This is a genomic window from Ruegeria sp. C9 (assembly GCF_056537585.1).
Genome location: NZ_JBQFRU010000004.1, coordinates 165,746 through 191,990, shown reverse-complemented (window position 1 = coordinate 191,990; position 26,245 = coordinate 165,746). Strand labels below are relative to the sequence as shown.

The window sequence follows — 26,245 nt, the reverse complement described above, 5'->3', positions numbered from 1 at the left end:
TGACACCACCATGACACTCAGATTCAAAGCGCTTTCCGTTCATCTCTTCACCGCTACAGGTGCCGTTTTCGCAATGCTCGCCATGTTGGCAGCAGTCGAAGAGAAATGGAGCCTGATGTATCTCTGGCTCGTTGTCTCGTTCATCGTCGATGGCATCGATGGCCCGCTGGCGCGGCACTATCATGTCAAAAAGAACGCACCCGAGTTTGACGGGGTATTGCTGGATCTGATCATCGACTATCTGACCTACGTGTTCATTCCCGCTTTCGCCTTGTTTAAGTCAGGTCTGATGGACGGCTGGACCGGCTGGTTCGCAATCATCGTCATCACCTTTGCAAGCGCGATGTACTTTGCGGATACCCGCATGAAAACCAAGGATAATTCCTTCTCTGGCTTTCCAGGCTGCTGGAACATGTTCGTCATTGTGATCTTCGCCCTGGAGCCCAACTTCTGGGTCATCCTGCTGCTGGTCACCTTGCTGTCTGTCGCAATGTTCCTGCCGCTGAAATTCATTCACCCAGTCCGGACCGAGCGTTGGCGCACCCTGTCATTGCCTATGGCTTTTGCGTGGACATTCTTTGCAGGCTGGGCCGCCTGGGTCGACTTTCACCCCGAAAGCTGGGCCCATTGGGGGCTGGTGATCACCAGCTTGTATTTGGTCTCGGCCGGTATTGCGCAGCAGATCATTCCGCCACGCAAGGCCCGGGATTACAAGACTTCCTGAACCTCGAACTCAGTCCCGTTATGGGTGAACACGTCACCCTCTTGCAGGCCAACCATAGCTAGATAGATCGGGCTTTGGGTCGAAATGCCCATGTAGGTTTTGCCGTCCACCTCAAACCGAGTCGTTGAGACACATACGACGAAGCGGCGATTGTTGAACTTGATTACGGCGCCGGGCTGCACCGTATCCGTGAGGCCAAAATCGGTGTTCTCGATCACGTCAATCTTGGCGTGATGCGCATGAACAGGCGCATCAAAGGCGGCCGCCAGATCTGCATTCTCGCGCGAGGCAGCGATGTCGTCCTTGTCATGCCCTTCTCGGTCATCCAACTGCGAGTCCATAAGGAAGGCATCATAATGTGCCTGTGCGGTTGCCAGTTCCTGTTCTTCCAAAGACATCAGATGATCGATGATGGCTTTCTTACGTGCGGCGGGGTCTGTCTGGCCGGTCATTCAATTCGGTCCTTCAAATTCACTATTCGATATAGGTTGGGGCCGTGCCGCTCCGATTGCAACAGATAAGTACCGATCAGATCAACAGGCTGGCAGCACCTTCGTGACGCAGCAGAGCCACTTTGGTCTCAACACCGCCGTGGCCTGAAAACCCAACCATCTTCCCATCTGCACCCAGAACCCGGTGACAGGGAATAATGATGGGGATGGGATTTCCTCCGCATCCGCGCCCAACCGCTTGCGCCGAGTAGCCAAGGTCGTTAGCCAACTCGCCATAGGTGCGCGTATCACCAAATGGGATAGCATACATTGCATCGCACACCTGACGCTGAAATTCCGACCCCTTGATTCGGTAGGGCAGATCGAACTGCTGCAAACGCCCTTCGTCATAGGCACGCAACTGCGCCGCCGCTTCTTGCAGAACCGGGGTGGCTAGACCTTCGTCACAGCCATTCCAGACAAGACGCGTGATGGCGCCGCTGGTCTCTTCGACACCAAGGCAACCAAACTGAGTTTCTACGGCGATCATCGGCATAAATGAACGGTTGCAGATGTTTCACCACACCTGCAACCCGAATCCTGACGATCCGCCTCTTCATCTGGCCAAAAATACCTCGGAGCGCGAGGCAGAGCCTCGCATCAGCGATCTCTCTCTCGCGCTCCGTTCGAATGTCAGCTCAGCGCCTCGTTGCAGCGCCCGCATACGCCCGGATGGGCGTGCAGCCCAACATCAGGAAGGATTTTCCAGCAGCGCTGGCATTTGTCGCCTTGGGCTTTTTCGAACACTACAGCTACGCCCTCGATTTCCGGCACACGGAACGCCTCGGCCGGGGCCGGATCGCCTGTGACGGCCAGACCAGAAGTGATGCACATGTCATCCACGTCGAAGGTCGCAAGCAGATCGCGGGTTTCCTGATCTTCGACATGCACGATCGGTGCGGCCTCAAGGCTGGATCCGATCACCTTGTCCTGACGTTGAATTTCCAGCGCAGCGGTCACGGCGCGGCGAACGCGGCGGACTTTGGCCATGCTGGCTTCCAGTTCTTCATGGCGCCAATCAGCGGGCGTTTCAGGGAAATCCATTAAATGGACCGAACTATCATCGGCCGGGAACCTTTCCAGCCAGACCTCTTCCATAGTGAAGACCAGAACTGGGGCCAGCCATGTGGTCAGACGATGGAATAGGATATCCAGCACAGTCCGCGCGGCACGGCGGCGTAGGCTGTCACCGTCGCAATAAAGCGCGTCTTTACGGACATCGAAATAGAACGATGACAGATCAACCGTGGCGAATGTGAATACGGCGCTGAATACACCCTGGAAGTCAAATGCTGCATAACCTTTGCGCACCTGCTCATCCAGATCGGCCAGTCGGCTTAACACCCAGCGCTCCAGGCGCGGCATATCTTCAGGCGCAACCCGATCCGCTTCGGTGAAGTCCGCCAGCGAGCCCAGCATGAACCGCATGGTATTGCGCAGGCGGCGATAGCTGTCGGCTGTCCCTTTCAGGATCTCCGGTCCGATCCGCTGGTCGGCGGTGTAGTCGGTCTGAGCCACCCACAAGCGCAGGATATCGGCGCCGTATTGTTTAACGACCTCTTCCGGCACGATGGTGTTGCCCAGCGATTTGGACATCTTGTTGCCCTTGGAATCCAGCGTAAATCCGTGGGTCACTACGTTGCGGTATGGTGCACGCCCCTTGGTGCCGCAAGCCTGCAGCATCGACGAATGGAACCACCCGCGGTGCTGGTCGGTGCCTTCCATATAGACGTCAGCGATACCGTCCGCGGTCCCGTCCTCACGATCACGCAGCACAAAGGCGTGGGTCGAGCCAGAGTCGAACCACACATCCAGCACGTCGAACACCTGATCGTAGTCGTCGGGGTTCGCGATACCGTCGAGGATCTTCTCCTTGAACCCGTCCGTGTACCAGACGTCTGCGCCATCCTTCTCAAACGCGGCTTTGATGCGGGCATTGAGTTCGTCATTGCGCAGCAGGTAGTCCGCGTCGGTCGGCAATGCCCCCTTCTTGGTGAAGCAGGTCAGCGGCACGCCCCAGGCGCGTTGGCGCGACAGAACCCAGTCCGGGCGTGTTTCGATCATGGAATATAGACGGTTGCGGCCGGTCTGCGGCGTCCATTTCACCAGTTCATCAATCGAGCGCAGGGCACGTTCACGGATGGAGTCGCCCATCTCGCCCATGCCGTCCTCCAGCTTGCGGTCAACCGAGGCAAACCACTGCGGCGTGTTGCGGTAGATGATCGGCGCCTTCGAGCGCCACGAATGCGGATAGCTGTGCTTGATTTTGCCACGCGCCAGCAGCCCGCCAACCTCGGCCAACTTGTCGATGACGGCCTTGTTCGCATCGCCTTCACCGCCCTTGCGGGACAGGATGTATTTACCGCCAAAGAACGGTAGATCGGCGCGGAAGCTGCCATCATCCATCACGTTGTAAGTGATGACCTGTTCCAACATCCCCAGATCACGGTAAAGCTCGAATTCCTCCATCCCGTGCGACGGCGCGCAGTGGACAAAGCCGGTGCCTTCGGTGTCGGTCACAAACTCAGCGGCGCGGAAATCGCGGATGTCGTCCCATTCACCATTGCTGCCCTCAGCCCCGGCCAGCGGGTGTGCCAGTTGGATCTTGGCCAAATCCTCCCGCGTGACATCGCACAGACGACGGTACATCGTATCGTCCAGACGCGCGCGGGCAAACACATCCGCCGCACGGTCATCGGCTAGCAGATAGCGTTCGCCGATCCGCGCCCAGCACTCCTCGGGGCGGCCGATGACTTCGTAGAGGCCGTAGGAGATATCCTCGCCATAGACCACGGCCTTATTCGAGGGCATCGTCCATGGGGTCGTCGTCCAGATCACCACATAAGCGTTGTCCAGCGTCACATCGCCGGTGTTCACAACCTTGAACTTCACCCAGATGGTGAAGCTTTCCTTGTCGTGATACTCGACCTCGGCCTCGGCCAGAGCCGTCTTTTCGATGGGCGACCACATCACGGGTTTCGAGCCCTGATAAAGCGTACCGTTCATCAGGAATTTCATGAACTCGTCCGCGATCACAGCCTCGGCGTGATAATCCATGGTGATGTAGGGATCGGGCCAATTGCCGGTGATGCCCAGACGCTTGAACTCTTCACGTTGGATGTCGATCCAGCCTTCGGCGAACTTGCGGCATTCCTGACGGAAGTCGACGATGTTCACCTCGTCCTTGTTCTTGCCATTCTTGCGATACTGTTCCTCGATCTTCCATTCGATGGGCAGACCGTGGCAGTCCCAGCCAGGTACATAGCGTGAATCGTAGCCCATCATCTGATGGGACCGAACGATCATGTCCTTGATGGTCTTGTTCAGTGCGTGGCCGATATGCAGGTGGCCGTTCGCGTAAGGAGGGCCGTCATGCAGGGTAAAAGGCTTGCGGCCCTCTTTCTCGCGAAGGCGGTCATAGACGCCGATCTTCTCCCAGCGGTCCAGCCATGCTGGCTCGCGCTTGGGCAGGCCTGCACGCATGGGGAATTCGGTTTTCGGCAGGTTCAGCGTGTCTTTGTAGTCAGGTGTTTCGGCGCACATTTGGGGCGTCCTCAGGATGTTCTGGTCGTGTATGGATCGAAGCGGTCAGTGCGATAACTCAAGCACCTTTGCCCGGCGTCTCGCGATATCAGAGCGCCGGGGATATAATTCGAATAATGATGGCCAGCCGGTCAAACATGGCCGCGCTTATAGGACGCCTGCTCTCAATGGTCCAGAGGTTCCGGGTCTTGCGACGAATGGCGCAGCTTGGCCCAGCGATTGAGCCATGCGAGACCCGCCAGTGCGAGACCGAGCGCCAACAGCGAAAACACCCGGATCAGCCCGCCCAATCCGGCAATATCGATCAGAAACACCTTGGCCACCGCGAGGCCAATCACGGCCAAACCGGCCTTACGCATCAAATCGGACCGGCGGGCCAGCGACTGGTAGAACAACCCTGCGCCGACCACCAACAAGGTGATGGTGTATGAATAAAGCTCGGGCTGGGTGACGCCGTTGCCTTCATACATGCCACTCGCCCCCTGCCAGACATGACGGATTGTAAGCCCCAGCCAAAAAGCGATCAGGGCACCGGCGACCCCATAACTGATCTGCTTCAGTAGCACGGGCTGCGTCACGACGCGCCAAGCCGAGAAGCCGATGGCCAGCGCAGGCAACAGATAGGCCACCGCCAACGTGTTCAGCACCGGCGGGCCGAGCACGGGATCGGCAAATGGGTCGAGCAACGGGTTAGCCTCAGACAAAGCCTGAACCAGACGCATCATGCCGTGTGCCGCAAAGAACGCCGCGAGCGCGTAACGCGCGTAGTTCAGCTTACCGCCAAGCTCGAACCGCTGTATTTGTGCAAAAGCCAGCAGCAGCCAGATCACCGCCAGCAGCCCCAGCCCCCAATGGCTGTCTGTCGCGCCGCCTTCTCCGAAGCTTTCCAGCCAGCGCAGCAACAAGAGCGATAGCAATATTCCCGCCGTTGCCCAGGCCGCGCTTTCAAGCAGCAACGAGGCAATCGGGCGGTCCAAGGACCTTAGCAACGCCCACCCCATGATGAACCCGGCAACCGCCACTGCATAGACCAAGGTCATTTCGATCAAAGGCGCGGTTTCAGCCCAATCGAGCCCCGGGTCGAGCACCAGCCGTACGGTCACCGTGAACACACCCGCCCAAATGAACCAACTCATCGGAGCCAGAACAAATCGCCGGTCCAGCGCCGCGGCCACAACAATCATTGCGACAAGTGCTACGGTCAATGCGGCAGAACTGAGTACGATGATGCAGGCAAAGCTAAGGCACGATAGCGCAGACAGAGTTGCCAGTGCAGGCCGCATCCGTTTCTCACCATCGGCCCGCGCAAACCGTTCGGCCAAAACCACCATCATCGCGCCTATTGCGATTGCATGTAAGGCCCACGCATAAGCTCCGATCACGTTTGCAGGCTGCCAACCGACTTCAAGCGCGATCGCCAGCGTCGGAGCATATAGGGCTGCACCCCCGGCCCAGACCACAGCGTAGCGCCCGGCGTGGAAGGACCGCCACGCAGCGAGCACGCTGATCAAGGCCCCGAGGGCAACCAATAGCGTGACTACCCAAGGATAATCGGCCTCGGCCGTTTCCACGTATGTGTCGGCAAAGCCGCGCCACACGGAGCCACCGTCCAACCCGTGCAGCAGAACAAACCAGATCAGACCCAACGCAGGCAGCACCGTCACATCCTGCAAAGCACGCGCAGCTTTTGTCCAAAGGATCAGCGCCAGTATCAAAGCGGTAAACAGAGCAACGCCCAGCCAAAACTCACCGCTTGAATCCGACCAATGCAGCGACAGGATGATGGAACTGGTGAGAACCGCACCAAAGGCAATTCGGGTTGGAAACTCGGGCCATGGATCCCCTTTCCGTCGCCGGATGACCTCGGCAATCATCGGGCCGGTGTGGTCGGGCCAGATACTGCGTACGGGTATCGCCATCGCAATCAGCGCCAGTGCTGTCACACAGGTCAGATACTCCGGTTCCGTAGAGGGGGAAGACAGCACCAGCAAAAACGCCGCCCCGTATGCACCCACTAGCGTCAGAATAGAAATCCATGCCCAACGCCTGACGGTATCGATACCCAAGCCCAAAATGGCGATGATAAAGAAATAACCATAAAGCCAACTGGGATCGTCCGATGCGCCTCCAACCATAAAGGGCGCGGCAAAGGCTCCGATTAGGCCTACGGCGGCGAGCAGCGGCCCGTGGAACCATCCCAAGACCAACGCAAACAGAGCGATGATAACGAGACCGGCCAGAGCGGCCTCGGGGCCGATCAGATCATAAAGCTGGCGCGCGGCAAGGACGCCACCAAACAAGGTCACCAGACCCGCGCCCGAGAAGACCGATGGTAGATAAGCGGTCGACGCGTCCTCGTCATCGCCGAAGCGGCGGCGGATCACTTCACCTGACCCAATCAGCAGAAGGCCAAAGATCAGGGCTGCGGCGACCCGCGCGGTGGGTGGCAACAGCCCGTTCTCAACCCCGTATTGCACCAGAAATATCCCGGCCAAGGCCAGTGACAGCGCCGAAACCGCATAGAACCAGTTCTCACGCAACCACGCGCCCAGCGCGGCGATCTTTTCCTCACGAAAAACGATGGTGGCAGGAGGATCGGCGGCCTCAACGGCCTGCGGCGCATCCGATGGGCTTTCGTCAGTGGTAGACGAGGTTTTCGCCGCGGCCCAGGGATCATGCTTGGTTTGCGTCGTCTTCGGCTCCGGCCTTGATGTCTTGGAGGTTTCGGCGCCGCTTTCCGGTTTTTGCCTGGCCAATTGCCGCTCAAGCTGTTCGACGCGCTTACGCAACCGCGATTGACCAATCAGCAAAGCGATGATCGAAACAGGAATGGCCAGAACGATCAGACCAACGAGGACAAGCAAGGATTCCAACCGAAACCTCCGGATGCGATGCGCCAAACGTACCATGCAGACAGGCTAGTTTATAGTCTGGAAATCCGCATGGATACCGCCTGCTGCTCAGGTAATCGGCCTAGAAAAGCAGGATGTGAGGGCGTGCCAGCATCAGCCAAGGGATCGCCAGCACTGCGGCAAAGGCCGGAATACCGCAAGCGAACCATCTGTGGAAAAGTTTGTCGTAACTGCTTGGCAAGGAGGTACCATCCCGATCAGCCTGCCTTGCATAATCCCTCAGACGCACCTGAATCCAAACCACCGGCAGCCAGAACAGGCCGGTCAGTACGTAAAGCAGCAGTGATATCGCGATCCGACCCTCCGACAGCAACCAGCCCAGTTGCCAGGCCAGCAACACGCCGGTGATCAGCTGGAAAATGACTGAGGTGGCCGTAATAACTGTGTCGGCCAGCACCACGATTCCCGCCGTATGAGCAATCACCCGTGCATCTGCCGTGCGGTGCGCCATCAGCATGAAAAAGGCGATCCCCGCGCAAGTGCCCAATAGATCGCATGCTCCGATCACGTGAAGCCAACGCAAGATCAGATCCGGGTCCATCAGCGGCTCTCCAACATGGGTCGCGCGATCAGTGATAGCATCAAAGCCGGTGCTATCTTGACCAACGGTCCCAAAGGGTCGAGCCACAGTTCAGGCACCGTCAACGTGGCGGCGATCAGATAGAAAGCGGCGATTGCAGCCTGCGCGAGGCAAGCGCGCGCGGCCCACGGACGCCACAAGATTGCCAGCCCCAGCGCGATATTGATCATCGACCAAAACACCACGCTCGCGTTGGCAATCCCAACGGGCCAACCATTGCGCGAGAGTATCTCGACCGCCCGCGATAGCCCCGTCAATCCACCGCCGACTTGAAATCACGTAGATCCCCCGAGATCAGCGCAATATCTGGAAGGACCCTCTCAGCCGTCTTCTGGCTGCGCACAAGCCCCTTCACACAGGCGCCATCCGCATGCAGCGACCGAACGACCGCAGCACCGATGAAGCCATAAGCGCCCAGCACCAAAACAGTTTTTTCAGGACGATCCGTTGCCACGAGTTGCCTCGCATTGGTTTACAACACCATAGCGGATCAGATTCTGAGGATCAGCCTGATCACCCCGTCCGCGACAACAGCACCATTCAGGGGTGAAACAACGAGCCAACCCAGAAGGCGATAGCTGCCGCCGCACCCCCGATCAGCAGGGTTTCTCCGCCTGATCGCCACCAGGGTGCAAGCGACCACCGGCTTTTCATCGCGCCAATGGCAAAGAACACGCCCGCAGTCATCCAGGCCGATACTGTGAACGCATTTGCAACGGATAAGAGGAACGGCAACAACGGAATCATCCCCGCGATCAGAAAGGCAAAGAACGTCGCCATCGCGGCTTTGAGGGGATGCGGGTCGACGCTGCCCAGCCCGTATTCGCCCTCGATCATAAGGTCGACCCAATTGTCGTGGTTCGAAGTGATTTCAGCCGTCGCGTCATCCAGAACGCTGCCTGAAAGGCCTTTTTGTGCGAGGATTTCGCGCACCTCCTTTCGCTCGCCATCCGGGTACAACTTGATATGCCGTTCCTCGATGGCTCGAATACGGTGGATGTTATCGAGCTCGGCCTTGGTTCCCGAGTAGTTGCCCGCCGCCATCGAAAAACCATCCGCCAGCACGTTGGCCAACCCAAGTGCCACGATGACAAAAGGCGATAAACCTGCCCCGGCAACCCCGGCAACGATCGCGAATGTCGTGACTGAGCCATCGATGCCGCCATAAACCACATCGCGCAGAACCCCACGCCCCGGAGGCGCATTGATCCGTTCGAAAATCTCTTGCTGGCTGTGGCCGTGTTCGGTCATGGCTGGCTCCGTCCTGTTTATGCAGGACAGGTTCAGGCACGGCCTTGCGCCAGATCAAGTCCTGGAGAACAACCCGCTGAGCGCGCGTTTGATCATGCCACGGGTCGAGGGCTGGTGGCGTTTCGAGAAAGGCAAAGGTCGACAGACCTCCATCGCAGCGACACCCACGCGGGCGGTGAGCGCGCCGTTGACCAGCCCCTCACCGAACCGGCGCGACAATTTGCTGAGAACCGAGCCGCCCAAAATCGGCTCCAGAAGATCATCCCCCACTGCCACCGCGCCAGTTGCAATCAGATGCACGAATACGGCGCGGGTTAGGCGCCAACTGCCCAAGAAACCTGCGCGACCGCCATAGATTTCCGCAATCCGCCGGATCATGCGCAATGAACTTGCCAGCGCCGTCGCTACATCCGCCAGAGCAAGCGGGACCAGAGCGGTCACGGTCGCGACCTGCCGCGCTGCGGCCTCGACCTCGCGGCTGGCGGCAGCATCCAGCGGGGCCAGAATCTCGTCTTCGGCCAAGGTCAGCAGGGTTGCCGCATCGAATTGTTCGCCCATCCGCTCCTTTAGGCGATCTCGACCCCAGCGCGTTTCGTCGCGTCCGTTGTAAAATGTGATCAGGCGATTGGTGACGGCGCGAGCTTGCGACAGGTCTTCATCCGCCAATGCGGCATCAGCGGCGCGACGCAACCCGTCTACGCGGGATAGGCGGCTGATTGCAGCCAGTTCACGCAACGCAATGATCAGCACGACCAGCAGCAGAGCGGCGATCAGGCCGGTAACAATCCAACCCAGAATTGGTGCGCGTTCCAGCAGAGAGATGGCAAAATCCCATGCGGCGACCGAGACCACCGCCCCCACAACGGCTAATGCCAGCCCCCAGAACCAACGCGCCAAAACCGAAGGTTTCCGCGCTACAAACCGTACCGCTGCCTGCATCGCCTGTCCCTGCGGAGGCGCGATGTCTGGAACAGGAGGCGCGGTCGAGACATCAACTGCCGAGGCATCGTCTTCCAGATCAATCAAAACGGGGCCTTTAGCCATCGACCAACTCCTCGCGCGTCCAAACATATCTGATGTCGGGCAGGTTTTCGTCGTTCTCGGACCCATCGCCGCGTGCGACCTCGACAAAGCCGTTACGCTCATAGAACCGGCATGCGGAAGGATTGGCCTGAAACGCATACAAGTTGAGCGTGGGACGCTGCGCTTTGGCGCGATCCAGCAATTGCTGCCCGATCCCCTGCCCGCGCGCCGAGGCCGCCAGATAGAGCGACTGCACTTCGTCCCCATTCAACGCCAGAAATCCGGCCACCTGCCCCTGCTTTTCGGCCACCGTGACCCAGCCGAGATCAATCATCTTGCCGCAAAACGCAATGGTCTCGGCCTCAGAATGCAGTTCAGGCATCCAGTCGTTTTCGCGGGCGAACTCATGCAGAATAGCGCCTGTGGTTCCGGCATCGGTACTGCGAGCGGGGCGAAGGATCAGGTTCACAGCCGGTCTCCGATCAGAAACTGCGCAGCCCGGTCCAGCCGAATATGTGGCGGACCGTCACCGGGATTCAGGGTCAAATGTGCGGGTGCAAAGGCCATATTGCCATAGTCCTCGCCCAGCCATCCCTCGGCCCCATTGCGCGCGGGGCCCAGCAGATGGGCAGGGTCCTCGGGCAAATCACCGGGGTAAAAGGCCGCCTGCTTACCGCTATCTAGCAGAGTACCGCGCACGCAAGGCAATTCCACGCCGTTATGGCTGCGCATCTCTTCCGTCGTTGTCCGAAGTGAAGCCAACGATAAGGCCGCAGTTTCAGCCCCGGCAAAGCTGGCGCGGTCGCGGGCCTCACGGGTCAGGGCCTCAATGATCGCGGTCAGGCGCGGGTGCTGCAGATGGTGCAGATGGTCCGCTTTGGTGGCCGCAAACAGGATACGCTCGACCCGCTTGCCAAGCAGCAGGCTGTTGAGCCATGCGTTGCGACCGGGGCGGAAGGCCGACAGGATATCGGCCATCGCGCGGCGCATATCCTCGACCGCTTGCGGGCCTTTATGGATTGCCCCCAACGCATCTACCAGAACGATCTGCCGGTCGATCCGGGCAAAGTGGTCGCGAAAGAAAGGTTTGACCACACGCGATTTGTACGCCTCGTACCGCCGCTCCATCTCGCGGTGTAGTGAACGCCGAATTGACACCCCCGACACCGGGAGCGGCGCGAATGTCAGCACAGGAGACCCGGCCAGATCGCCCGGCAGAAGAAACCGACCGGGAGTGCAGTCATAGAAACCGGCATCACGCGCGGCATTCAGGTAATCGGTGAAGCTGCGGGCGAGGTCCTGCGCCTGCGGCTCATCATGTGGCGCGGTTGGGTCGGTCGCCTGAACCTTTGCCATAAATGCCCCTGCTTGTGGGCGATTGGATATGTGTTCCAGCGTGTCCCGCGACCAATCTTCATAGGATTTGTCCAGTAGGGCCAGATCCAGCAGCCACTCACCCGGATAGTCCACAATGTCCAGATGCAATGTTCGGGGGCCCTGCAATCCCGAAAGCAGACCTGCGGGCTGGACTTTGAAGGACAGGCGTAACTCGGAAACAGCACGCGTGCTGTCCGGCCAGTGCGGCGCTGGTCCGGTCAGGGCGGACAGATGGGATTCGAAATCGAACCGGGGCACGGTGTCGTCGGGTTGCGGCTGCAGGTAGCTGGCGGTGACACGCCCCTCTTGCTGCGCCACAAGACCGGTCATGCGGCCCCGATCCAGCAGGTTGGCGGCCAGAGATGTGATGAACACTGTCTTACCCGACCGCGCCAATCCCGTCACGCCCAGCCGGATGACCGGTTCGAAGAATGTCTCAGACACACGGTCACCCACGGATTCGACGCCGCGCACCAGACTGTCTGCCAATGATGAGATGACCAAGCTGTCGCCCCGCAATTATCGTTTTGCCCAAGATAGGTAGCGGTTGCGGCACTTGCCAGAGCTTTCGCCCCCTTGCCCGTCCGACCAAGGCGCGATACCAGCGCCCCATGCCCAGATACGCGCTGCAAGTCGAATACCAAGGGGAACCGTTTGCCGGATGGCAGCGGCAAAAGGAGCTGCCTTCGGTTCAGGGCGCGATCGAACTAGCGCTTTCGCGGATCGAACCCGGAGACCACACAATCGCCGCCGCCGGTCGTACCGACGCTGGGGTTCACGCGCTAGGACAAGTGGCGCATTGCGATCTGGTCAAAGAATGGGACCCATTTCGCCTGTCTGAGGCGTTGAATTATCATCTCAAGCCGCAGCCTGTCGCCATCGTGAAAGCCGCACGGGTGGATGATGACTGGCATGCGCGGTTCTCGGCGCTTGAACGGCAATATCTGTTCCGTATCCTGATGCGCCGTGCACCCGCCACCCATGACAAGGGGCAGGTCTGGCAGATCAATCATTCTCTGGACGTTGCAGCGATGCAGGCCGGGGCGGATATGCTGATCGGGCGGCATGACTTCACCACCTTCCGGTCCTCCATCTGTCAGGCCGCCAGCCCGGTCAAGACACTGGATGAGTTGCGGGTGGAACAGGTTCAGGGCTTCTCGGGGCCCGAAATCCATTTCCACGTTCGCGCCCGGTCGTTTCTGCACAATCAGGTACGTAGCTTCGTTGGCACGTTGGAGCGCGTGGGGGCCGGAGCTTGGACGCCCGAGGACGTTCGCGATGCGCTTGAGGCGGTTGACCGTGCGGCCTGTGGGCCGGTTTGCCCGCCGCAAGGATTGTATCTGGCACGGGTAGGATATCTCGAACCGGTGTTTGGCTAAGTCTACAAGGCCCGCAATAGCAGCCCGCTTGCAATCACGGCGATGATAAGACCTGCCACCAGTTCGATGGTCGGGGCCAGTACCGATGCAAAGCGTGTAGCCGAGGCTGAGGCCAGCAACCCGCCGCGCAACCCAAAGGATGTCCAACCGACCAAAGTGGTGACGGTTGCGGTGCCTAAAGCCATGGCGAATGCGCCTGCGATGCCGACCATTGCGATATCCATCTGCCATGTCAGGATCAGCACAAACAACGCGCCCGTACAGGGGCGTGCGGCTATACCAGCGATCAGGATCAACGCCTCGCGAAAGCTGCCGACCTGAGCGACCTCATCGGCCGTCGGGCCGTGGCGGTGGCCGCAGTCAGCGCAAACCTCGTGGTCGTGATGATGGTGATCGTGATCATGCGCATGGTGATGGTGGTCGTGCGTTTGAGAGGCTTGGTTTTTGTGACGCCGCGCAAAACTGCGGATGGCGCGGAAAACCAGCCACAGGCCTATAGCGGCAATTGCGCCGTAGCTGATCGGTGCCATGACCTGTTCGGTCGTGCCTACAAGCGACTCGCGTGACATCTGGAATACCAATACCCCGGCATAAACCAGCACAACCGCCGTCACTGCTTGCCCTAGGCTCGACAGGACACTGATTGCAGAAAGTCGCCAAAACGCAACACGACGGCCAAGCCCATATCCTCCGATCAGAACCTTGCCATGGCCCGGTCCAATGGCATGGAAAAACCCATATGCAAAACAGACCGTCAGTAGCGTTGCCACAGCTTCGGGCTGCTCGGCGCGTGCTGCGCGAAGGGCGCGGGCGATCTGGTTCTGGAATTCGCGTTGCTCTCCGGCAGCCCAAGCGGCCAGATGGTCAAAACCACCGCTGCCCCAGAACCACAGCAGCACCCCGCAGGCGATGGCAACGGGAACGATCAGGTATTTGGACATGAAAGCCGAATCTCGGTTGCGAATTTCTCACCGACCAGAGGGATATCGTTTTCTTCAAGGTCATACTCGGCATCCAGCGTCAGCAAAAAAGCCTGCATCTGGGCCAGTTCGTTGTCGATATCCGGATCGCTCCGTTCAATCTCACAGGTCGTGGGGCCCGAAACCAGAACCGGGCGGGTCACTTCGTATGCGGTATAAAAGCTCTCATCAAAGGCTTTGATCGACAGCGCATCCGCCGGAACAGGGTCTCCTTCGACCGCGCGCAGATGTGTGGTCACGATGCGGGCATCCTCGGTCGTGGCCTGCGGTTCAAGCGGGCCGGATAGCGGGATCACGGTTTCGCCCATGCGGATGACCAGATCGCCATTGTAACCTTCGACCCACTGCGCGTCGAAGCCACTTAGAAACTGCTCTTCAGCCTCGGTCAGCACGCCATCTGCATCCTGATCCAGTCGCATGTCTTCCAGAACCAGCAATGAATAGAACTCATCATAGGCCCAGGTCACACGCACATGGGTCAGGTTGCCTGCGTCATCGACCATGAACTCTAGCCCCGTGTCGATAAAGACATGGGGATGAGCCAGAGCCGGTATCGGCAGAAGGCAGGTCAAGGAGAAGGCAAGCCAGCGCATGGTGCAAAGATAGAATGCGCAGCTGGTATCGGCAATCCGACTAAACACTAGGCTGCAGAATCCCGCCATTTACTCCGGCGGGAACAAGACCAATGTCTGCAAAGCCGTCCCAACTGGCCCCTGTGTATCAAAAAGAACTGACTGCGACATACCGATCCCCGAGGGTTGCCAGTGCGAGATCGAGTCAGAGGCCAGCCAGTCCGAGACAGGCTCGCGGTGGACTTGCACAGTCAGGTCGGTATTCATGAAACCCATCTCAGATGTGGGCGCGTTCCACGATATGCCATTGCCGCAATCTGCAAGCGGGCAGAGCGCTTGGATCGGCGACGGGTCCTCTCCTTCCAGCAAGGCAGGTGTACGCATCCAGACGGTTTTCGGACCTGCCCCTTGCTTGCCATCAGCGGGATAGCCGATCTGGGAGTGATGGGCAAAACCGGGCAACTGATGGCGCATCTCACCGATCGGAAACGGGCCATCGACCATATCTTCGACCCTGGGCGCGGGCAGTTCGACATTGGGCACGGCCCCAAGGTCTTTGCGCACCATATGCATGGTTGTGGCGGTGGCGCAAAGCGTGTCGTCCAGATCATGTACGGTGACCCGTGTGGTCGCCAGCGTCTTGGTATGGCGTGTCGTCTCTGCCGCGACTCGCAAACCAGCCAGAGGCAATGGACGCAGCAGATCGACGGTCAACCGGGTCAACATCTTCTCAGGGCCAACTTCGGTTTCTGCCGCCCGCACGATCAATCCGCTGACTGGCCCAGCATGGCAATGATCGGCTGACCAAGGCCCGCGCGCGGGGTCATTGCCAACAAACACACCCTGCGCATTTTGGTGGAAATACGCCTGCCCCAACACATCCGATGTCATTGTGGTTCTGTCGCCTCAGACTTTTTCCTGCGTGTATTTCTTCAACTCGGCGCGAGCGACCTGACGGCGATGCACTGCGTCCGGCCCATCCGCCAGACGCAGGGTGCGCACATGGGTCCATGCATTTGCCAAGGGCGTATCCTGACTGATCCCCTGTGCGCCGAACACTTGTACGGCCTCATCGATCACCTTCAGCGCGACCTTGGGGGCAACGACCTTGATCTGGCTGATCCATGGGGCCGCCGCCCTTGCATCGCCCTGATCCATGTACCAGGCGGCCTTGAGGCACAGCAAACGGGCCATTTCGATCTCCATCCGACATTCGGCGATGATGTCGTAGTTTGCCCCCAGCTGCGCCAGTTTCTTCCCAAACGCCTGGCGCTGTAGTGAACGCTTGCACATCTGCTCCAGCGCAGACTCGGCCTGTCCAATCGCGCGCATGCAATGGTGAATACGGCCCGGCCCCAAGCGCCCCTGCGCGATCTCGAACCCGCGCCCTTCGCCCAGTAGAATGTTTTCGGCCGGGACCCGAACTTCTGTGAAACGGATGTGCATGTGACCATGGGGCGCATCGTCGTGGCCATAGACCTCCATCGGGCGCAATACCTCAATACCCGGCGCGTCTGCTGGGACCACGATCATCGACTGGCGCTGGTGCTTTGGCAGATCGTCCCCGCCGGTTTTGACCATCACGATATAGACCTTGCAACGCGGATCGCCCGCCCCAGACGACCACCATTTCTCGCCGTTCAGAACATATTCGGCCCCGTCCCTCACGCAGGACATCGAAATGTTGGTGGCATCTGATGAGGCCACATCGGGTTCGGTCATCAGATAAGCTGAGCGAATCTGCCCGTCGAGCAAAGGCTTCAGCCACTGCTCTTTCATCGCGCCTGACCCGTAGCGTTCAAACACCTCCATATTCCCTGTATCGGGCGCGGAGCAGTTGAAAACTTCGGCCCCCAAGGGCGTCTTGCCCATCTCCTCGGCGAAATAGGCGTATTCAACTGTACTGAGGCCAAAACCTTTGTCGCTGTCTGTCAGCCAGAAGTTCCAAAGCCCCGCCGCCTTGGCCTTGGCTTTCAGCCCCTCGAGAATCTCGGCCTGTCGCTCGGTATATTTCCAACGATCGCCTTTATTGATTTCTGCCTGATACTCATCTTCAAGCGGCATGACCTCGTCGTGAATCATATCTCTCACCCGCTGTAACAGGGCGCGGTTTTCCTCACGCAATCCGAAAGTCATGGTCATGTCTATTCCTTCCCTGTGGCGCAATGCGGGTCGTTGGCTTTGGTCCGAGGATGGCTTAGTGGCCATGAAGGTGTCCAGCTAAGTGACGGAACGTCATTCACGCAAATTGAGCCCGGTCCAGCATCAATGCGATGCCCAGCAGGGGGCCTGCGGTCAAATTAGCTGGAGCAAATCACAAGGGTGCAGCTGTGTTAGTTCGGGTGCTGGCCAAGGCACCGACCTTTAAGGTGTCAGGATCCAGTTCCCATCAGCGGTCTTGCAGCGGCGTGTTCTGATATCGCGGGCCTGTGCAGCACCTTCAGGCTGCACAAAGTGCTGAAGTATCACACAATTGCCCTGAACGCTTTGCACGCGGATTGTCCCCTTCGAGCCGGTGTCCTGATTGAGCCAAGCCCTCTCCTGCCCCACGGATGGAGTGCCCGTCGACAGCAACGCGTTTGAGGTGTCGTTCAACACCTCAAAGTCAGCGGGGCTCAACCCCATTTCCGCGATGATTCGGGAAAGTGGTTTAGCCTGTGCTATTCCACCCACCCCCAGAAAAAGTGCAGCAACCAGCGCTGTGTAAACAAAGGCTTTCATCAAAGGGCCTCGCCGATTTGAATGACTTTCACGTCCATAGATATACCTCTATGCGTGTGCGGCCAAGCCCCACTTGGCCACCTTCAAATTATCCCGAACAAACCTTTCGCAAGGCGGGCGCTAGGTCCGCCCGTGAGATCGCCTCATATTGTGCCCAGACGAAGCAGAGGCATTTGATGACACATCCTAAATATTATGCACCGACAGGCGGACATCCGGGGCAAGAGCAACTGTTGACCGACCGTGCCATGTTCACCGATGCCTATGCGGTAATCCCCAAGGGCACGATGCGCGACATCGTCACCAGCTTTCTGCCTTTCTGGGAGAATACACGTCTTTGGGTCTTATCCCGGCCTTTGAGTGGTTTTGCCGAGACATTCTCGCAATACATAATGGAGGTGCAGCCCGGCGGTGGCAGCGATACGCCCGAAACCGACCCAAATGCGCAAGGGGTGATCTTCGTGGTCGAGGGCAGCGTCACGCTGACCCTGAACGAAGCGGATCATGTTCTTGAGATCGGTGGATATGCCTATATCCCCCCGGGCAGCGACTGGACGCTGCACAACCATGGCGATTCAGTTGCCCGGTTCCATTGGGTGCGCAAGGCTTATGATGCAGTGCCCGGCCTGCCCGCCCCTGACCCGATCATCACCAATGAACGCGACGTGGTACCCAACGAAATGCCCGGCACCGAAGGCCGCTGGTCTACCACCCGCTTCACCGATCCGCAGGACCTGCGTCACGACATGCATGTCAACATCGTCAATTTCGAACCCGGTGGTGTGATTCCCTTTGCCGAAACCCATGTGATGGAACACGGCCTTTATGTGCTTGAAGGCAAGGCTGTTTACCGGCTCAATCAGGATTGGGTCGAGGTTGAGGCCGGTGACTACATGTGGCTGCGCGCTTTCTGCCCGCAGGCCTGTTACGCAGGCGGACCGGGACGGTTTCGCTATCTGTTGTACAAGGATGTGAATAGGCACATGCCGTTGTCTGTACCGTCTAGGTAGCTGACGATCGGGGCTTTACCGGGTCAAGTTCTGGTAAAGGGGTTCACAGAATCGCTGGAATCTGATGAAATCAAATGAGTTTTCAGCACTGGAGATTGTTCGATGTTACTGCGCGGTACGATGATTGCACTGGTTGCCACCCTTGGCCTTTCGGCGTTCAACGCCGCCCCGGTCGCAGCCAAGGAAGAAACCAAATCCGTTTTCGTCATGAGCCGCACATGGGCGGTGACGCAGGTCTCGGACGCGCCTGTGGTTTATCGGGCGACGCGGGATAATAACAATCTGAACCCCTTTGGCCCGCCGCCACGTCTTCGCACCATCCAGGCAATGGCCGCGATACAGAAGGCGACCGGCTGCAAGGCGATCTATTCCAGCATGTACCAGAACATTTCGGGCCAGTTCTTTTCGCAGGTCAGCTGCAACTGAAATTGGTACAATACTTTGATTGAGATCGCCTGATCTGCCTGCCATAGCTTGCGCATGAAACTCGCGATCAACGGATTCGGTCGTATCGGCCGCACCATTCTGCGTCAGGTCTTAAGCCTGCCGCAGCATTCGGATGTAGAACTGGTGCTGATCAACGATATCGCACCGCTGGAAACATGCGCATACCTGTTCAAATATGACAGCACGTTTGGCCCCTATCAGGGTTCGGTCACGACCGAAGGTGAAGCACTGAATATCGATGGCCGCGTTATTCTGATGTCTCACAGCGCCGATTTGGCACAGGTCGATCTGTCCGGCGTCGATGTCATGCTCGATTGCACCGGCATCGCGCGAACATCCGACGTGGCCAGCCGGGGCTTGACTGCTGGGGCGGATAAAGTGTTGATTTCCGGCCCTTCACCCGCTGCCGAAGTCACACTGGTACTGGGGGCAAACGAAGATCAATTGGGCAGCGCACGGATCGTTTCAAATGCATCCTGCACCACCAATGGTCTGGCACCGCTCGTCAAGCTGATTGATGAAATCGGCGGGCTTGTGTCCGGGCACATGACCACCATCCACTGCTATACAAACAGCCAGCCGATGGTCGATGCGCCACGCGGGGATTTGGCCCGATCGCGCGCCGGGGCATTGTCGATGGTGCCCACGACCTCGAGCGCGACGCATTTGATTGATATCGTCTTGCCAGACCTGGCCGGTCGTATGTCGGGGGCCGCGGTGCGTGCTCCGACGGCCAGCGTATCTGCCGTTGATCTTGTCGCCACGCTAGAACGTGGCATGAGCGCAGATCAATTCGAACAAGCGTTTCGCGACGCGGTCGCAGCTTCTGACGTGCTGGGCTGGACTGATTTGCCCTTGGTGTCATCTGATTTGCGGTCCCGCCCTGAGTCACTGGTAGTGGCGGGGCCCGAGACGCGCATGATTGGAGAGAGGCAGATCAGGGTCTTTGGCTGGTACGACAATGAATGGGGGTTTTCAGCCCGCATGCTGGATGTCGCGCGCCTGATGGCAAACGCCGGGTAATCCGCAGCGCTGAAGCACGCTACGGATTACTTCAAGACTTCAATCGTGAGGTAGGCTACCCGCCCCGTGACCGGCCATACCCCCTGAAACCTCTTCAGTCGATTCTTCGGCCAATTCTTCTGGCAGGACCAAATTCAGTACAATGGCGATCAGCGCTGCGGGCAGCAGGCCGCTGGTCATCAGGATACGAAGTGTATCAGGTAGGTGCTGAACCGCGCCGGGTTCCAGCTGCAACCCAAGACCGATCGACAGCGAAATCGCAAAGATCACCATGTTGCGACGGTTCCAATCCACGTCTGACAGCATCGAGATACCTGCCGCGACCACCATGCCGAACATGACGATCACACCACCGCCCAGCACTTCGATAGGCACGGTGCGGATAATTGCCCCGACTTTTGGCACAAGGCCACACAGGATCAGGAAGATAGCTCCACAGGTCACGACATGGCGGCTCATGACGCCCGTCATCGCAATCAAACCGACATTCTGGCTGAAGGACGTATTGGGAAACCCGCCAAACATACCGGCAATCGCTGTTCCGAAACCATCTGCATAAGTCGCGCCCGCGATTTCCTTGTCGGTTGCTTCGCGACCTGCACCACCTTTGGTGATTCCCGATACGTCACCGACGGTCTCGATGGCCGAGACGAAAGACATGAGACAAAAGCCGATCACGGCGGCCAGAGAGAACTCAAACCCATATTTGAATGGTACGGGCAGAGCAAAAGCTGAGGCGCGTGACCAACTTGTGCCAATGGCCTCGAACGTCACCATCCCGACCATCAGAGCATAGACGTAACCAACCGCCAATCCGACCAGTACGGCAGACACCGACAGCATGCCGCGCGCAAAGAACTTGAGGCCAAGCGTCACAACAACCACAACCAGTGCAGCCGACCAGTTGAGCAGCGATCCATACTCAGGAGTCCCAATCGCAGGCACACCACCAGCGGCGTATTGTATGCCGACCTTGACCAGCGCCAAACCGATCATTGTTACGACAAGTCCGGTGACCAGCGGCGGAAGCGCAAACCGTATCTTGCCTATGAAGAGGCCAAGAAAGGCATGAAACAAGCCGCCAACCAGGACACCGCAAAACAGCGCCCCTAAGGCATCCACGCCTTTTCCGGCGACCAGAGGGATCATGATGGGCAAAAACGCAAAGCTCGTTCCCTGTACAATCGGCAGAGCCGCTCCGACCGGGCCAATCGTGATAGTCTGCAGCAGTGTCGCCAGCCCTGCAAATAGCATCGACATCTGGATCAGGTACAGCAGTTCGGGAAAATCCGGGGAGTTCGACCCAAATCCAAACCCGGCAGCACCCGCCACGATGATGGCCGGTGTCACGTTCGAGACGAACATCGCCAATACGTGCTGAATGCCCAGCGGTATCGCCTTGTGCAAGGCGGGTGTGAAGTTCGGGTCCCGAAGCTGTTCAGGCGTCCCTATCGAAGTTTCAGCCATGATCTCATTGTCCTCCCTAAGATCCAATGGGGTTCTTACCGCTTCTCCGGCGGCTTCGGTTCTGGTTTCAGCGGTTGACCACCTCGTACGGTGTGCTGAACCAGTATTCCTCCAAGTTCGGGCCTTCCCCGATCCGATCAACGACTGCGAACAGACCGGGTCCATGCAAGGGTGTCAGGACTCCGTGCCATGTTCCCCGGTGATAGTTCACCGCCTGTCCTGGCTGTGTAATGAACGCGCGAGGACGACCCGGTTGCCCCTCCTCATCCGGGGCGACGATCACGAGAAAGGGCTGGTGAGTCATCGGAATGAACGCCTGGCTGCCGTCGGGATGACGCTCAACCATCGCTAGCTGATAAGGCAGTTCGCGTGGGTTTGCATTGAACAGGCTGATGCCCGCTTGGGCATCACCGAAATCCAGCCTTGCCCGATCATGATACCGCCCGCACTGGCCCTGGTTGATGATCTTGTCGGCCTCACCTGACACATCAATCAGATCACCAAACGGTGCGAAAGCTTCGGCCGAGATCGGTTCAGCGACAATCCGAGTCATGAGGGCAGCACATCGCGCAAACGGAACTCGGCAATCCGCTCGACCTGTCGGCAGGCCTCGGCGAACTCGGTTTCGCGATCCTGTTCGATGCGCCGTTCGAATGCGTTTAGGATCGAAGCCTTGTTGTGGTCCCGCACGGCAATGATGAACGGAAAGCCGAATTTTTCCGTATAGCGCTGGTTCAGTTCGGTGAAGGTGGCGCGTTCCTCATCCGTCAGCGCATCAAGCCCTGCCGAGGCTTGCTCGGACGTACTTTCCTGTGTCAGCCGCTTTGCCTGCGCCAGTTTGCCTGCCAGATCAGGGTGGGCTGTCAAAACACCGAGCCGTTCCTCGGTCGAGGCGGACCGGAACATGCGCGTCAAAGCACTGTGTAATCCGACTGCCGTGTCATGCGCCGCGCCCAATTCCAGATCATAGGCGCGCTCGGCGATCCAAGCGGAATGCTCGAAGATACCTCCATACGCAGAGACGAATTCTTCGCGGCCCATTTGCGAGGGTTGTGGACGCTCAGCCGCCGGGTGCTTTTCGGCCCAATGCTCGGCAATCTGCAATCGCGTTGCGAACCACACGTCCGAGAACCCACGCGCGTAATCCAGAAACCGTTTCAGCGCCATGACGCGTCCCGGTCGCCCGATCAGGCGACAGTGCAAACCGATCGACAGCATCTTGGGTGCACCGGCCTCGCCTTCCGCATAAAGCGCATCGAAACTGTCTTTCAGATATGAATAGAACTGATCCCCGGCGTTGAACCCCTGTGGCGTCGCAAAGCGCATGTCGTTGCAATCCAGCGTGTAGGGAACAATCAACTGATCCCGACCACCGGTTTGCATCCAGTAGGGTAGATCGTCTGCATAGGTATCGGCAACATAAGCAAAGCCACCTTCCTCGGCGACCAGACGCACGGTGTTGTCCGAACAGCGCCCAGTGTACCAGCCGCGCGGGCGATCCCCTACGACTTCGGCATGCAGACGGATCGCTTCGGCGATCTGGGCCCGTTCTTCCGCCTCGGGCATATCCTTGTGCTCGACCCATTTCAGGCCATGGCTGGCAATCTCCCACCCTGCCGATTTCATCGCCGCAACCTGATCTGGCGAACGCGCTAACGCGGTAGCCACACCATAAACGGTGATCGGTAGGTCTTTCATCAAGCGATGCAGGCGCCAGAACCCCGACCGCGAGCCATATTCATAGATCGATTCCATGTTCCAATGACGCTGGCCCGGCCACTGCGCCGCCCCAACGATCTCGGACAAGAACGCCTCGGACGCAGCGTCCCCGTGCAGAACACAGTTCTCGCCGCCTTCTTCGTAGTTCAACACAATCTGCACAGCCAGTTTCGCCCCGCCGGGCCATGCGGCGTCAGGTGGGTTGGCTCCGTATCCGATCATATCGCGGGGGTAACGAGGCGGCTGCATAGGGTCTTCCAGTCCGATTAGGTGTTTTGACAGCTTTACCGCAGAAACGGTCTATTGATTATCAAATCAATCCGAACACTGTTTCCACTTCTTTCGGCATTTCAACCATTTTGCGGTTTGGCCCAGACTGTGGCACACCAAAAGAAACACATAGGAGAGACCCTTGGCTGGCTATCTGACAACCCACGTTCTCGACACGGCGCGCGGCTGCCCCGCTGAGGGGTTGAAAATCGCGCTCTACAAAGTGTCAGGGAACTCGCACCGTAAACTGGTCGAGATGGAAACCAACGCGGATGGCCGAACCAATAGCCCGATCTTACCGCAGGACGACTTTAAAACCGGCACTTATGAGCTGATATTCTTCGCCGGAGATTACCTGCGCGCGACGGGTCAGGATGGCGATGATCCTCTGTTTCTGGATCAGGTGCCGATCCGCTTTGGCATGTCCGATGCGGACGCGCACTACCACGTTCCGCTGCTGTTGTCCCCCTACGGCTATTCGACTTACCGGGGCAGCTAGCCCTAGACTTCGGCGCTTCGAACCACTTTGCCGATCCGGTCAATCATGAAATCCATAAACAGCCGCGCCTTCGGGTCCTGATGGCGGCGATGCGTATAAAGGCAGGCCATTTGCACGGGAACCGGAGGCGTCTTCATCGCCACCGGGATCAGCCTCCCCGCCTTCAAATGCTCTGACACCTCAAAAACGGGTTTCATGGCAATACCTTGCCCAGACAGCGCCCAATCGGTCAAAACATCACCATCGTCACATTCATACCTGCCCGAGACAGCAAATCGTTTCGGGCCATCGGGTGTTTCCAGCATCCACTGAAACTCTGCCGCGCCGGGGAAGCGCAGGTTCAAGCATTCATGCTTGCCTGAAATCAGATCGGATCCAGCTTCGGGCATCCCACATCGGCTCACGTAATCAGGGGCCGCGCATAGCACACGCTGGCAATCCGCAATCTTGCGAATGCGCAATGTACTGTCTTCGGGCTGACCGATGAAAAAAGCCAGATCCAAGCCTTCAGTGGTCAGATCAACCGAGCGGTCTGTCAGTCTTAGACGCACATCAATCTCAGGGTATTCTGACAGAAAATCAGGCACATGAGGCGCCAATAACCGGCGCCCGACGCCCAAGGGCGCAGCAACAAACAGAGACCCGCGGGGGGCTTCGGTCAGATGCGTGACTTGGGCCTCTGCCTCATCAACTGCATCCAGAACCGCAACCGCGCCGGGGTAGAACGCCCGTCCCTGTTCCGTTGGTGTCAGGTTCCGGGTTGTGCGCTGAAACAGGCGCACTCCCAGATGATCCTCCAACTGCGAAATTCGCGCCGACGTCACCGCAGGTGAAATTCTCATATCCCGCCCGGCGGCTGACATGCTGCCCAAGTCATAGACCCGGACAAAGGTTCGAATGTTGTCGAGATAGGACATCTTATCGTTTTTTTTGATACAGTTTGACAATATACGGGAATACCGAAGAAAAGCCCGTTTGCCTAGTGTGGCGCAACGCAATCGGAGACATAAGCATGTACGACTTCGCCGTGTTCTGGGATTGGATTGGTTTTGGCGTGCGCTGGTTGCACGTTATCACCGCGATTGCCTGGATCGGATCATCCTTCTACTTCATCGCGCTGGATCTTGGTTTGAACCGCGATATCCCCGGACCGGCGGACGGCGAGGAATGGCAAGTCCATGGCGGAGGATTCTATCACATCCAGAAATATCTCGTCGCTCCGGAGCGTATGCCCGACCACCTGACCTGGTTTAAATGGGAAAGCTATGCCACATGGCTCAGCGGTGCCGCGCTACTGATGATCGTCTACTGGGTAGGCGGAGAGCTCTATCTGATCGATGCCCAAAAGGCGGATCTGGCGCTATGGCAGGGCATATTGATCTCGGCTGCCTCGCTGACTGTCGGTTGGCTGGTCTACGATTTTCTCTGCAAGTCGGGATTGGGCGAGCGTCCGACATTGCTGATGGTTCTTCTGTTCGTGCTGCTGGTGATTATGGGCTGGGGTTATAACCAGATATTCACCGGTCGCGCGATGATGCTGCATCTGGGGGCCTTCACGGCCACAATCATGACCGCAAATGTGTTTTTCATCATCATGCCAAACCAGCGCATTGTGGTGGACGATCTAAAGAACGGGCGCACACCTGATCCGAAATTCGGCAAGATCGCCAAGCTGCGTTCGACCCACAACAACTATCTGACATTGCCGGTCGTGTTTCTGATGTTGTCGAACCACTATCCGCTGGCTTTTGCGACCGAGTACAATTGGATCATCGCCGCGCTGGTCTTCCTGATGGGTGTCACGATCCGGCACTATTTCAACACCCGCCATGCGCGCGCTGGAAACCCAACCTGGACCTGGTTGGTAACGGCTTTGCTGTTCATGACCATCATGTGGTTGTCGACTGCTTCGATGAACGACCCGTTGGAAGAGGCCGAAGCACGGCAACTAACTCCCTACGAACAGAAATTCGCATCAGCGGATGGCTTTGAAGAAGCACAGGACATAGTTCTGGGTCGCTGTTCTATGTGCCACGCGCGCGAGCCTGTCTGGGAAGGCATCCTGTGGGCACCCAAAGGTGTCCTGCTGGAAACAAAAGCTGACATTGCTCAGAACGCGCAGCAGATTTATCTGCAATCCGGCGTCACACATGCCATGCCTCCCGCGAACGTGACCTATATGGAACCTGAAGACCGGGATGCGATTGTTCGCTGGTTCCGAAATGCCGGTCTGTAGCGGATTGGCACACGAGTTTGC

Annotated in this window: 27 protein-coding genes; 7 read left to right on the top strand and 20 right to left on the bottom strand. The window is 58.4% G+C overall.

The features are described 5' to 3' along the window. Positions 1-10 precede the first annotated feature (10 nt). On the top strand, positions 11-724 hold the full coding sequence (locus ACR0NE_RS12065) for a CDP-alcohol phosphatidyltransferase family protein (protein WP_170397421.1): 714 nt from the start codon (positions 11-13) through the stop codon (positions 722-724). On the opposite strand, the gene ACR0NE_RS12060 is transcribed toward ACR0NE_RS12065, so the two are convergent. From ACR0NE_RS12060 to ACR0NE_RS12010, 11 genes are all read right to left on the bottom strand, one after another. Further along, the gene (locus ACR0NE_RS12060; protein ID WP_170596973.1) at positions 709-1,176 is read right to left on the bottom strand and encodes a hypothetical protein; all 468 of its coding nucleotides are present in this window, start codon (positions 1,174-1,176) and stop codon (positions 709-711) included. The two genes, ACR0NE_RS12065 and ACR0NE_RS12060, sit on opposite strands and share 16 nt — an antisense overlap. A gap of 76 nt (positions 1,177-1,252) precedes the next feature. Continuing rightward, positions 1,253-1,711 carry a methylated-DNA--[protein]-cysteine S-methyltransferase gene (locus ACR0NE_RS12055; RefSeq protein WP_170596972.1) on the bottom strand — a complete coding sequence of 153 codons (459 nt, stop codon included), beginning with the start codon at positions 1,709-1,711 and terminating at the stop codon, positions 1,253-1,255. A gap of 137 nt (positions 1,712-1,848) precedes the next feature. After that, on the bottom strand, positions 1,849-4,758 hold the full coding sequence (ileS, locus tag ACR0NE_RS12050; protein WP_170596971.1) for an isoleucine--tRNA ligase: 2,910 nt from the start codon (positions 4,756-4,758) through the stop codon (positions 1,849-1,851). Between the two features lie 164 nt (positions 4,759-4,922). Next, positions 4,923-7,631, bottom strand: coding sequence for a DUF2339 domain-containing protein (locus ACR0NE_RS12045; protein ID WP_170596970.1), 2,709 nt, complete (start codon positions 7,629-7,631; stop codon positions 4,923-4,925). Positions 7,632-7,731: 100 nt separating this feature from the next. Continuing rightward, positions 7,732-8,211 carry a DUF2269 domain-containing protein gene (locus ACR0NE_RS12040; protein WP_170596969.1) on the bottom strand — a complete coding sequence of 160 codons (480 nt, stop codon included), beginning with the start codon at positions 8,209-8,211 and terminating at the stop codon, positions 7,732-7,734. Continuing rightward, positions 8,211-8,507 carry a DoxX-like family protein gene (locus ACR0NE_RS12035; protein ID WP_480453875.1) on the bottom strand — a complete coding sequence of 99 codons (297 nt, stop codon included), beginning with the start codon at positions 8,505-8,507 and terminating at the stop codon, positions 8,211-8,213. Before ACR0NE_RS12035 ends, ACR0NE_RS12040 begins: the two co-directional genes overlap by 1 nt. Continuing rightward, a complete protein-coding gene (locus tag ACR0NE_RS12030; protein ID WP_170511429.1) occupies positions 8,504-8,704 on the bottom strand; it encodes an NAD-dependent epimerase/dehydratase family protein in 201 nt (66 codons plus the stop codon). The genes ACR0NE_RS12035 and ACR0NE_RS12030 overlap by 4 nt, the downstream gene beginning before the upstream one ends. Before the next feature lie 86 nt (positions 8,705-8,790). Continuing rightward, positions 8,791-9,501, bottom strand: coding sequence for a VIT1/CCC1 transporter family protein (locus ACR0NE_RS12025; protein ID WP_170404431.1), 711 nt, complete (start codon positions 9,499-9,501; stop codon positions 8,791-8,793). A gap of 54 nt (positions 9,502-9,555) precedes the next feature. After that, complete coding sequence (locus tag ACR0NE_RS12020; RefSeq protein ID WP_170397437.1) at positions 9,556-10,545, bottom strand: YcjF family protein; 990 nt, start codon at positions 10,543-10,545, stop codon at positions 9,556-9,558. Then, entirely contained in the window at positions 10,538-10,993 is a 456-nt protein-coding gene (locus tag ACR0NE_RS12015; RefSeq protein WP_170596968.1) for a GNAT family N-acetyltransferase, read from the bottom strand. Before ACR0NE_RS12015 ends, ACR0NE_RS12020 begins: the two co-directional genes overlap by 8 nt. Then, a complete protein-coding gene (locus ACR0NE_RS12010) occupies positions 10,990-12,405 on the bottom strand; it encodes a YcjX family GTP-binding protein (protein ID WP_170596967.1) in 1,416 nt (471 codons plus the stop codon). The genes ACR0NE_RS12015 and ACR0NE_RS12010 overlap by 4 nt, the downstream gene beginning before the upstream one ends. A 107-nt stretch (positions 12,406-12,512) precedes the next feature. Between ACR0NE_RS12010 and truA the strand changes: the two genes are divergently transcribed. Beyond that, positions 12,513-13,280, top strand: a complete 768-nt coding sequence (truA, locus tag ACR0NE_RS12005) for a tRNA pseudouridine(38-40) synthase TruA (RefSeq protein WP_170596966.1) — start codon at positions 12,513-12,515, stop codon at positions 13,278-13,280. Between the two features lie 2 nt (positions 13,281-13,282). Here the strand turns inward: truA and ACR0NE_RS12000 are convergent, their stop codons facing one another. The 5 genes from ACR0NE_RS12000 to ACR0NE_RS11980 form a co-directional block, all read right to left on the bottom strand. Further along, positions 13,283-14,221: a HoxN/HupN/NixA family nickel/cobalt transporter gene (locus ACR0NE_RS12000; RefSeq protein WP_170596965.1), complete on the bottom strand. Its 939-nt coding sequence runs from the start codon at positions 14,219-14,221 to the stop codon at positions 13,283-13,285. Continuing rightward, a complete protein-coding gene (locus tag ACR0NE_RS11995; protein ID WP_170565006.1) occupies positions 14,206-14,853 on the bottom strand; it encodes a DUF1007 family protein in 648 nt (215 codons plus the stop codon). Before ACR0NE_RS11995 ends, ACR0NE_RS12000 begins: the two co-directional genes overlap by 16 nt. A 69-nt stretch (positions 14,854-14,922) precedes the next feature. Continuing rightward, positions 14,923-15,723: a thioesterase family protein gene (locus tag ACR0NE_RS11990; protein WP_170424351.1), complete on the bottom strand. Its 801-nt coding sequence runs from the start codon at positions 15,721-15,723 to the stop codon at positions 14,923-14,925. 15 nt (positions 15,724-15,738) lie between these two features. Continuing rightward, the gene (locus ACR0NE_RS11985; RefSeq protein ID WP_170596964.1) at positions 15,739-16,974 is read right to left on the bottom strand and encodes an acyl-CoA dehydrogenase family protein; all 1,236 of its coding nucleotides are present in this window, start codon (positions 16,972-16,974) and stop codon (positions 15,739-15,741) included. 222 nt (positions 16,975-17,196) lie between these two features. Beyond that, complete coding sequence (locus ACR0NE_RS11980; RefSeq protein WP_170404458.1) at positions 17,197-17,553, bottom strand: hypothetical protein; 357 nt, start codon at positions 17,551-17,553, stop codon at positions 17,197-17,199. 176 nt (positions 17,554-17,729) lie between these two features. On the opposite strand from ACR0NE_RS11980, the gene ACR0NE_RS11975 reads away from it, so the two are divergent. The 3 genes from ACR0NE_RS11975 (at position 17,730) to ACR0NE_RS11965 (ending at position 20,033) form a co-directional block, all read left to right on the top strand. Then, the gene (locus ACR0NE_RS11975) at positions 17,730-18,563 is read left to right on the top strand and encodes a bifunctional allantoicase/(S)-ureidoglycine aminohydrolase (protein ID WP_170397455.1); all 834 of its coding nucleotides are present in this window, start codon (positions 17,730-17,732) and stop codon (positions 18,561-18,563) included. Between the two features lie 102 nt (positions 18,564-18,665). Further along, a complete protein-coding gene (locus tag ACR0NE_RS11970) occupies positions 18,666-18,989 on the top strand; it encodes a hypothetical protein (protein ID WP_170397457.1) in 324 nt (107 codons plus the stop codon). 54 nt (positions 18,990-19,043) lie between these two features. Next, positions 19,044-20,033 carry a glyceraldehyde 3-phosphate dehydrogenase NAD-binding domain-containing protein gene (locus ACR0NE_RS11965; RefSeq protein ID WP_170596963.1) on the top strand — a complete coding sequence of 330 codons (990 nt, stop codon included), beginning with the start codon at positions 19,044-19,046 and terminating at the stop codon, positions 20,031-20,033. 39 nt (positions 20,034-20,072) lie between these two features. Here ACR0NE_RS11965 and ACR0NE_RS11960 read toward each other — a convergent pair whose 3' ends face one another. From ACR0NE_RS11960 to puuE, 3 genes are all read right to left on the bottom strand, one after another. After that, positions 20,073-21,500 (bottom strand): nucleobase:cation symporter-2 family protein, encoded by a 1,428-nt coding sequence (locus ACR0NE_RS11960; protein ID WP_170511354.1) that lies wholly within the window; start codon positions 21,498-21,500, stop codon positions 20,073-20,075. Positions 21,501-21,567: 67 nt separating this feature from the next. Continuing rightward, the gene (locus ACR0NE_RS11955) at positions 21,568-22,053 is read right to left on the bottom strand and encodes an ureidoglycolate lyase (RefSeq protein ID WP_170564627.1); all 486 of its coding nucleotides are present in this window, start codon (positions 22,051-22,053) and stop codon (positions 21,568-21,570) included. Further along, the gene (gene puuE / locus ACR0NE_RS11950) at positions 22,050-23,468 is read right to left on the bottom strand and encodes an allantoinase PuuE (RefSeq protein ID WP_170596962.1); all 1,419 of its coding nucleotides are present in this window, start codon (positions 23,466-23,468) and stop codon (positions 22,050-22,052) included. Before puuE ends, ACR0NE_RS11955 begins: the two co-directional genes overlap by 4 nt. A gap of 163 nt (positions 23,469-23,631) precedes the next feature. Here puuE and uraH point away from each other — a divergent pair, with 163 nt between their 5' ends. Then, positions 23,632-23,988, top strand: coding sequence for a hydroxyisourate hydrolase (gene uraH, locus ACR0NE_RS11945; protein WP_170404478.1), 357 nt, complete (start codon positions 23,632-23,634; stop codon positions 23,986-23,988). Positions 23,989-23,990: 2 nt separating this feature from the next. Here the strand turns inward: uraH and ACR0NE_RS11940 are convergent, their stop codons facing one another. Beyond that, the gene (locus ACR0NE_RS11940) at positions 23,991-24,905 is read right to left on the bottom strand and encodes a LysR family transcriptional regulator (RefSeq protein ID WP_170511345.1); all 915 of its coding nucleotides are present in this window, start codon (positions 24,903-24,905) and stop codon (positions 23,991-23,993) included. Between the two features lie 95 nt (positions 24,906-25,000). Between ACR0NE_RS11940 and ACR0NE_RS11935 the strand changes: the two genes are divergently transcribed. Beyond that, complete coding sequence (locus ACR0NE_RS11935; protein WP_170511449.1) at positions 25,001-26,224, top strand: urate hydroxylase PuuD; 1,224 nt, start codon at positions 25,001-25,003, stop codon at positions 26,222-26,224. The last annotated feature ends 21 nt before the right edge of the window (positions 26,225-26,245 follow it).

Excerpts from the sequence above, each read along its gene's own strand:
- ACR0NE_RS12065 (WP_170397421.1), top strand. The coding sequence starts at position 11 with ATGACACTCAGATTCAAAGCGCTTTCCGTTCATCTCTTCACCGCTACA.
- ACR0NE_RS12060 (WP_170596973.1), bottom strand. The coding sequence starts at position 1,176 with ATGACCGGCCAGACAGACCCCGCCGCACGTAAGAAAGCCATCATCGAT.
- ACR0NE_RS12055 (WP_170596972.1), bottom strand. The coding sequence starts at position 1,711 with ATGCCGATGATCGCCGTAGAAACTCAGTTTGGTTGCCTTGGTGTCGAA.
- ileS (WP_170596971.1), bottom strand. The coding sequence starts at position 4,758 with ATGTGCGCCGAAACACCTGACTACAAAGACACGCTGAACCTGCCGAAA.
- ACR0NE_RS12040 (WP_170596969.1), bottom strand. The coding sequence starts at position 8,211 with ATGGACCCGGATCTGATCTTGCGTTGGCTTCACGTGATCGGAGCATGC.
- ACR0NE_RS12025 (WP_170404431.1), bottom strand. The coding sequence starts at position 9,501 with ATGACCGAACACGGCCACAGCCAGCAAGAGATTTTCGAACGGATCAAT.
- ACR0NE_RS12020 (WP_170397437.1), bottom strand. The coding sequence starts at position 10,545 with ATGGCTAAAGGCCCCGTTTTGATTGATCTGGAAGACGATGCCTCGGCA.
- truA (WP_170596966.1), top strand. The coding sequence starts at position 12,513 with ATGCCCAGATACGCGCTGCAAGTCGAATACCAAGGGGAACCGTTTGCC.
- ACR0NE_RS12000 (WP_170596965.1), bottom strand. The coding sequence starts at position 14,221 with ATGTCCAAATACCTGATCGTTCCCGTTGCCATCGCCTGCGGGGTGCTG.
- ACR0NE_RS11995 (WP_170565006.1), bottom strand. The coding sequence starts at position 14,853 with ATGCGCTGGCTTGCCTTCTCCTTGACCTGCCTTCTGCCGATACCGGCT.
- ACR0NE_RS11990 (WP_170424351.1), bottom strand. The coding sequence starts at position 15,723 with ATGACATCGGATGTGTTGGGGCAGGCGTATTTCCACCAAAATGCGCAG.
- ACR0NE_RS11985 (WP_170596964.1), bottom strand. The coding sequence starts at position 16,974 with ATGACCATGACTTTCGGATTGCGTGAGGAAAACCGCGCCCTGTTACAG.
- ACR0NE_RS11980 (WP_170404458.1), bottom strand. The coding sequence starts at position 17,553 with ATGAAAGCCTTTGTTTACACAGCGCTGGTTGCTGCACTTTTTCTGGGG.
- ACR0NE_RS11975 (WP_170397455.1), top strand. The coding sequence starts at position 17,730 with ATGACACATCCTAAATATTATGCACCGACAGGCGGACATCCGGGGCAA.
- ACR0NE_RS11970 (WP_170397457.1), top strand. The coding sequence starts at position 18,666 with ATGTTACTGCGCGGTACGATGATTGCACTGGTTGCCACCCTTGGCCTT.
- ACR0NE_RS11965 (WP_170596963.1), top strand. The coding sequence starts at position 19,044 with ATGAAACTCGCGATCAACGGATTCGGTCGTATCGGCCGCACCATTCTG.
- ACR0NE_RS11960 (WP_170511354.1), bottom strand. The coding sequence starts at position 21,500 with ATGGCTGAAACTTCGATAGGGACGCCTGAACAGCTTCGGGACCCGAAC.
- ACR0NE_RS11955 (WP_170564627.1), bottom strand. The coding sequence starts at position 22,053 with ATGACTCGGATTGTCGCTGAACCGATCTCGGCCGAAGCTTTCGCACCG.
- puuE (WP_170596962.1), bottom strand. The coding sequence starts at position 23,468 with ATGCAGCCGCCTCGTTACCCCCGCGATATGATCGGATACGGAGCCAAC.
- ACR0NE_RS11940 (WP_170511345.1), bottom strand. The coding sequence starts at position 24,905 with ATGTCCTATCTCGACAACATTCGAACCTTTGTCCGGGTCTATGACTTG.
- ACR0NE_RS11935 (WP_170511449.1), top strand. The coding sequence starts at position 25,001 with ATGTACGACTTCGCCGTGTTCTGGGATTGGATTGGTTTTGGCGTGCGC.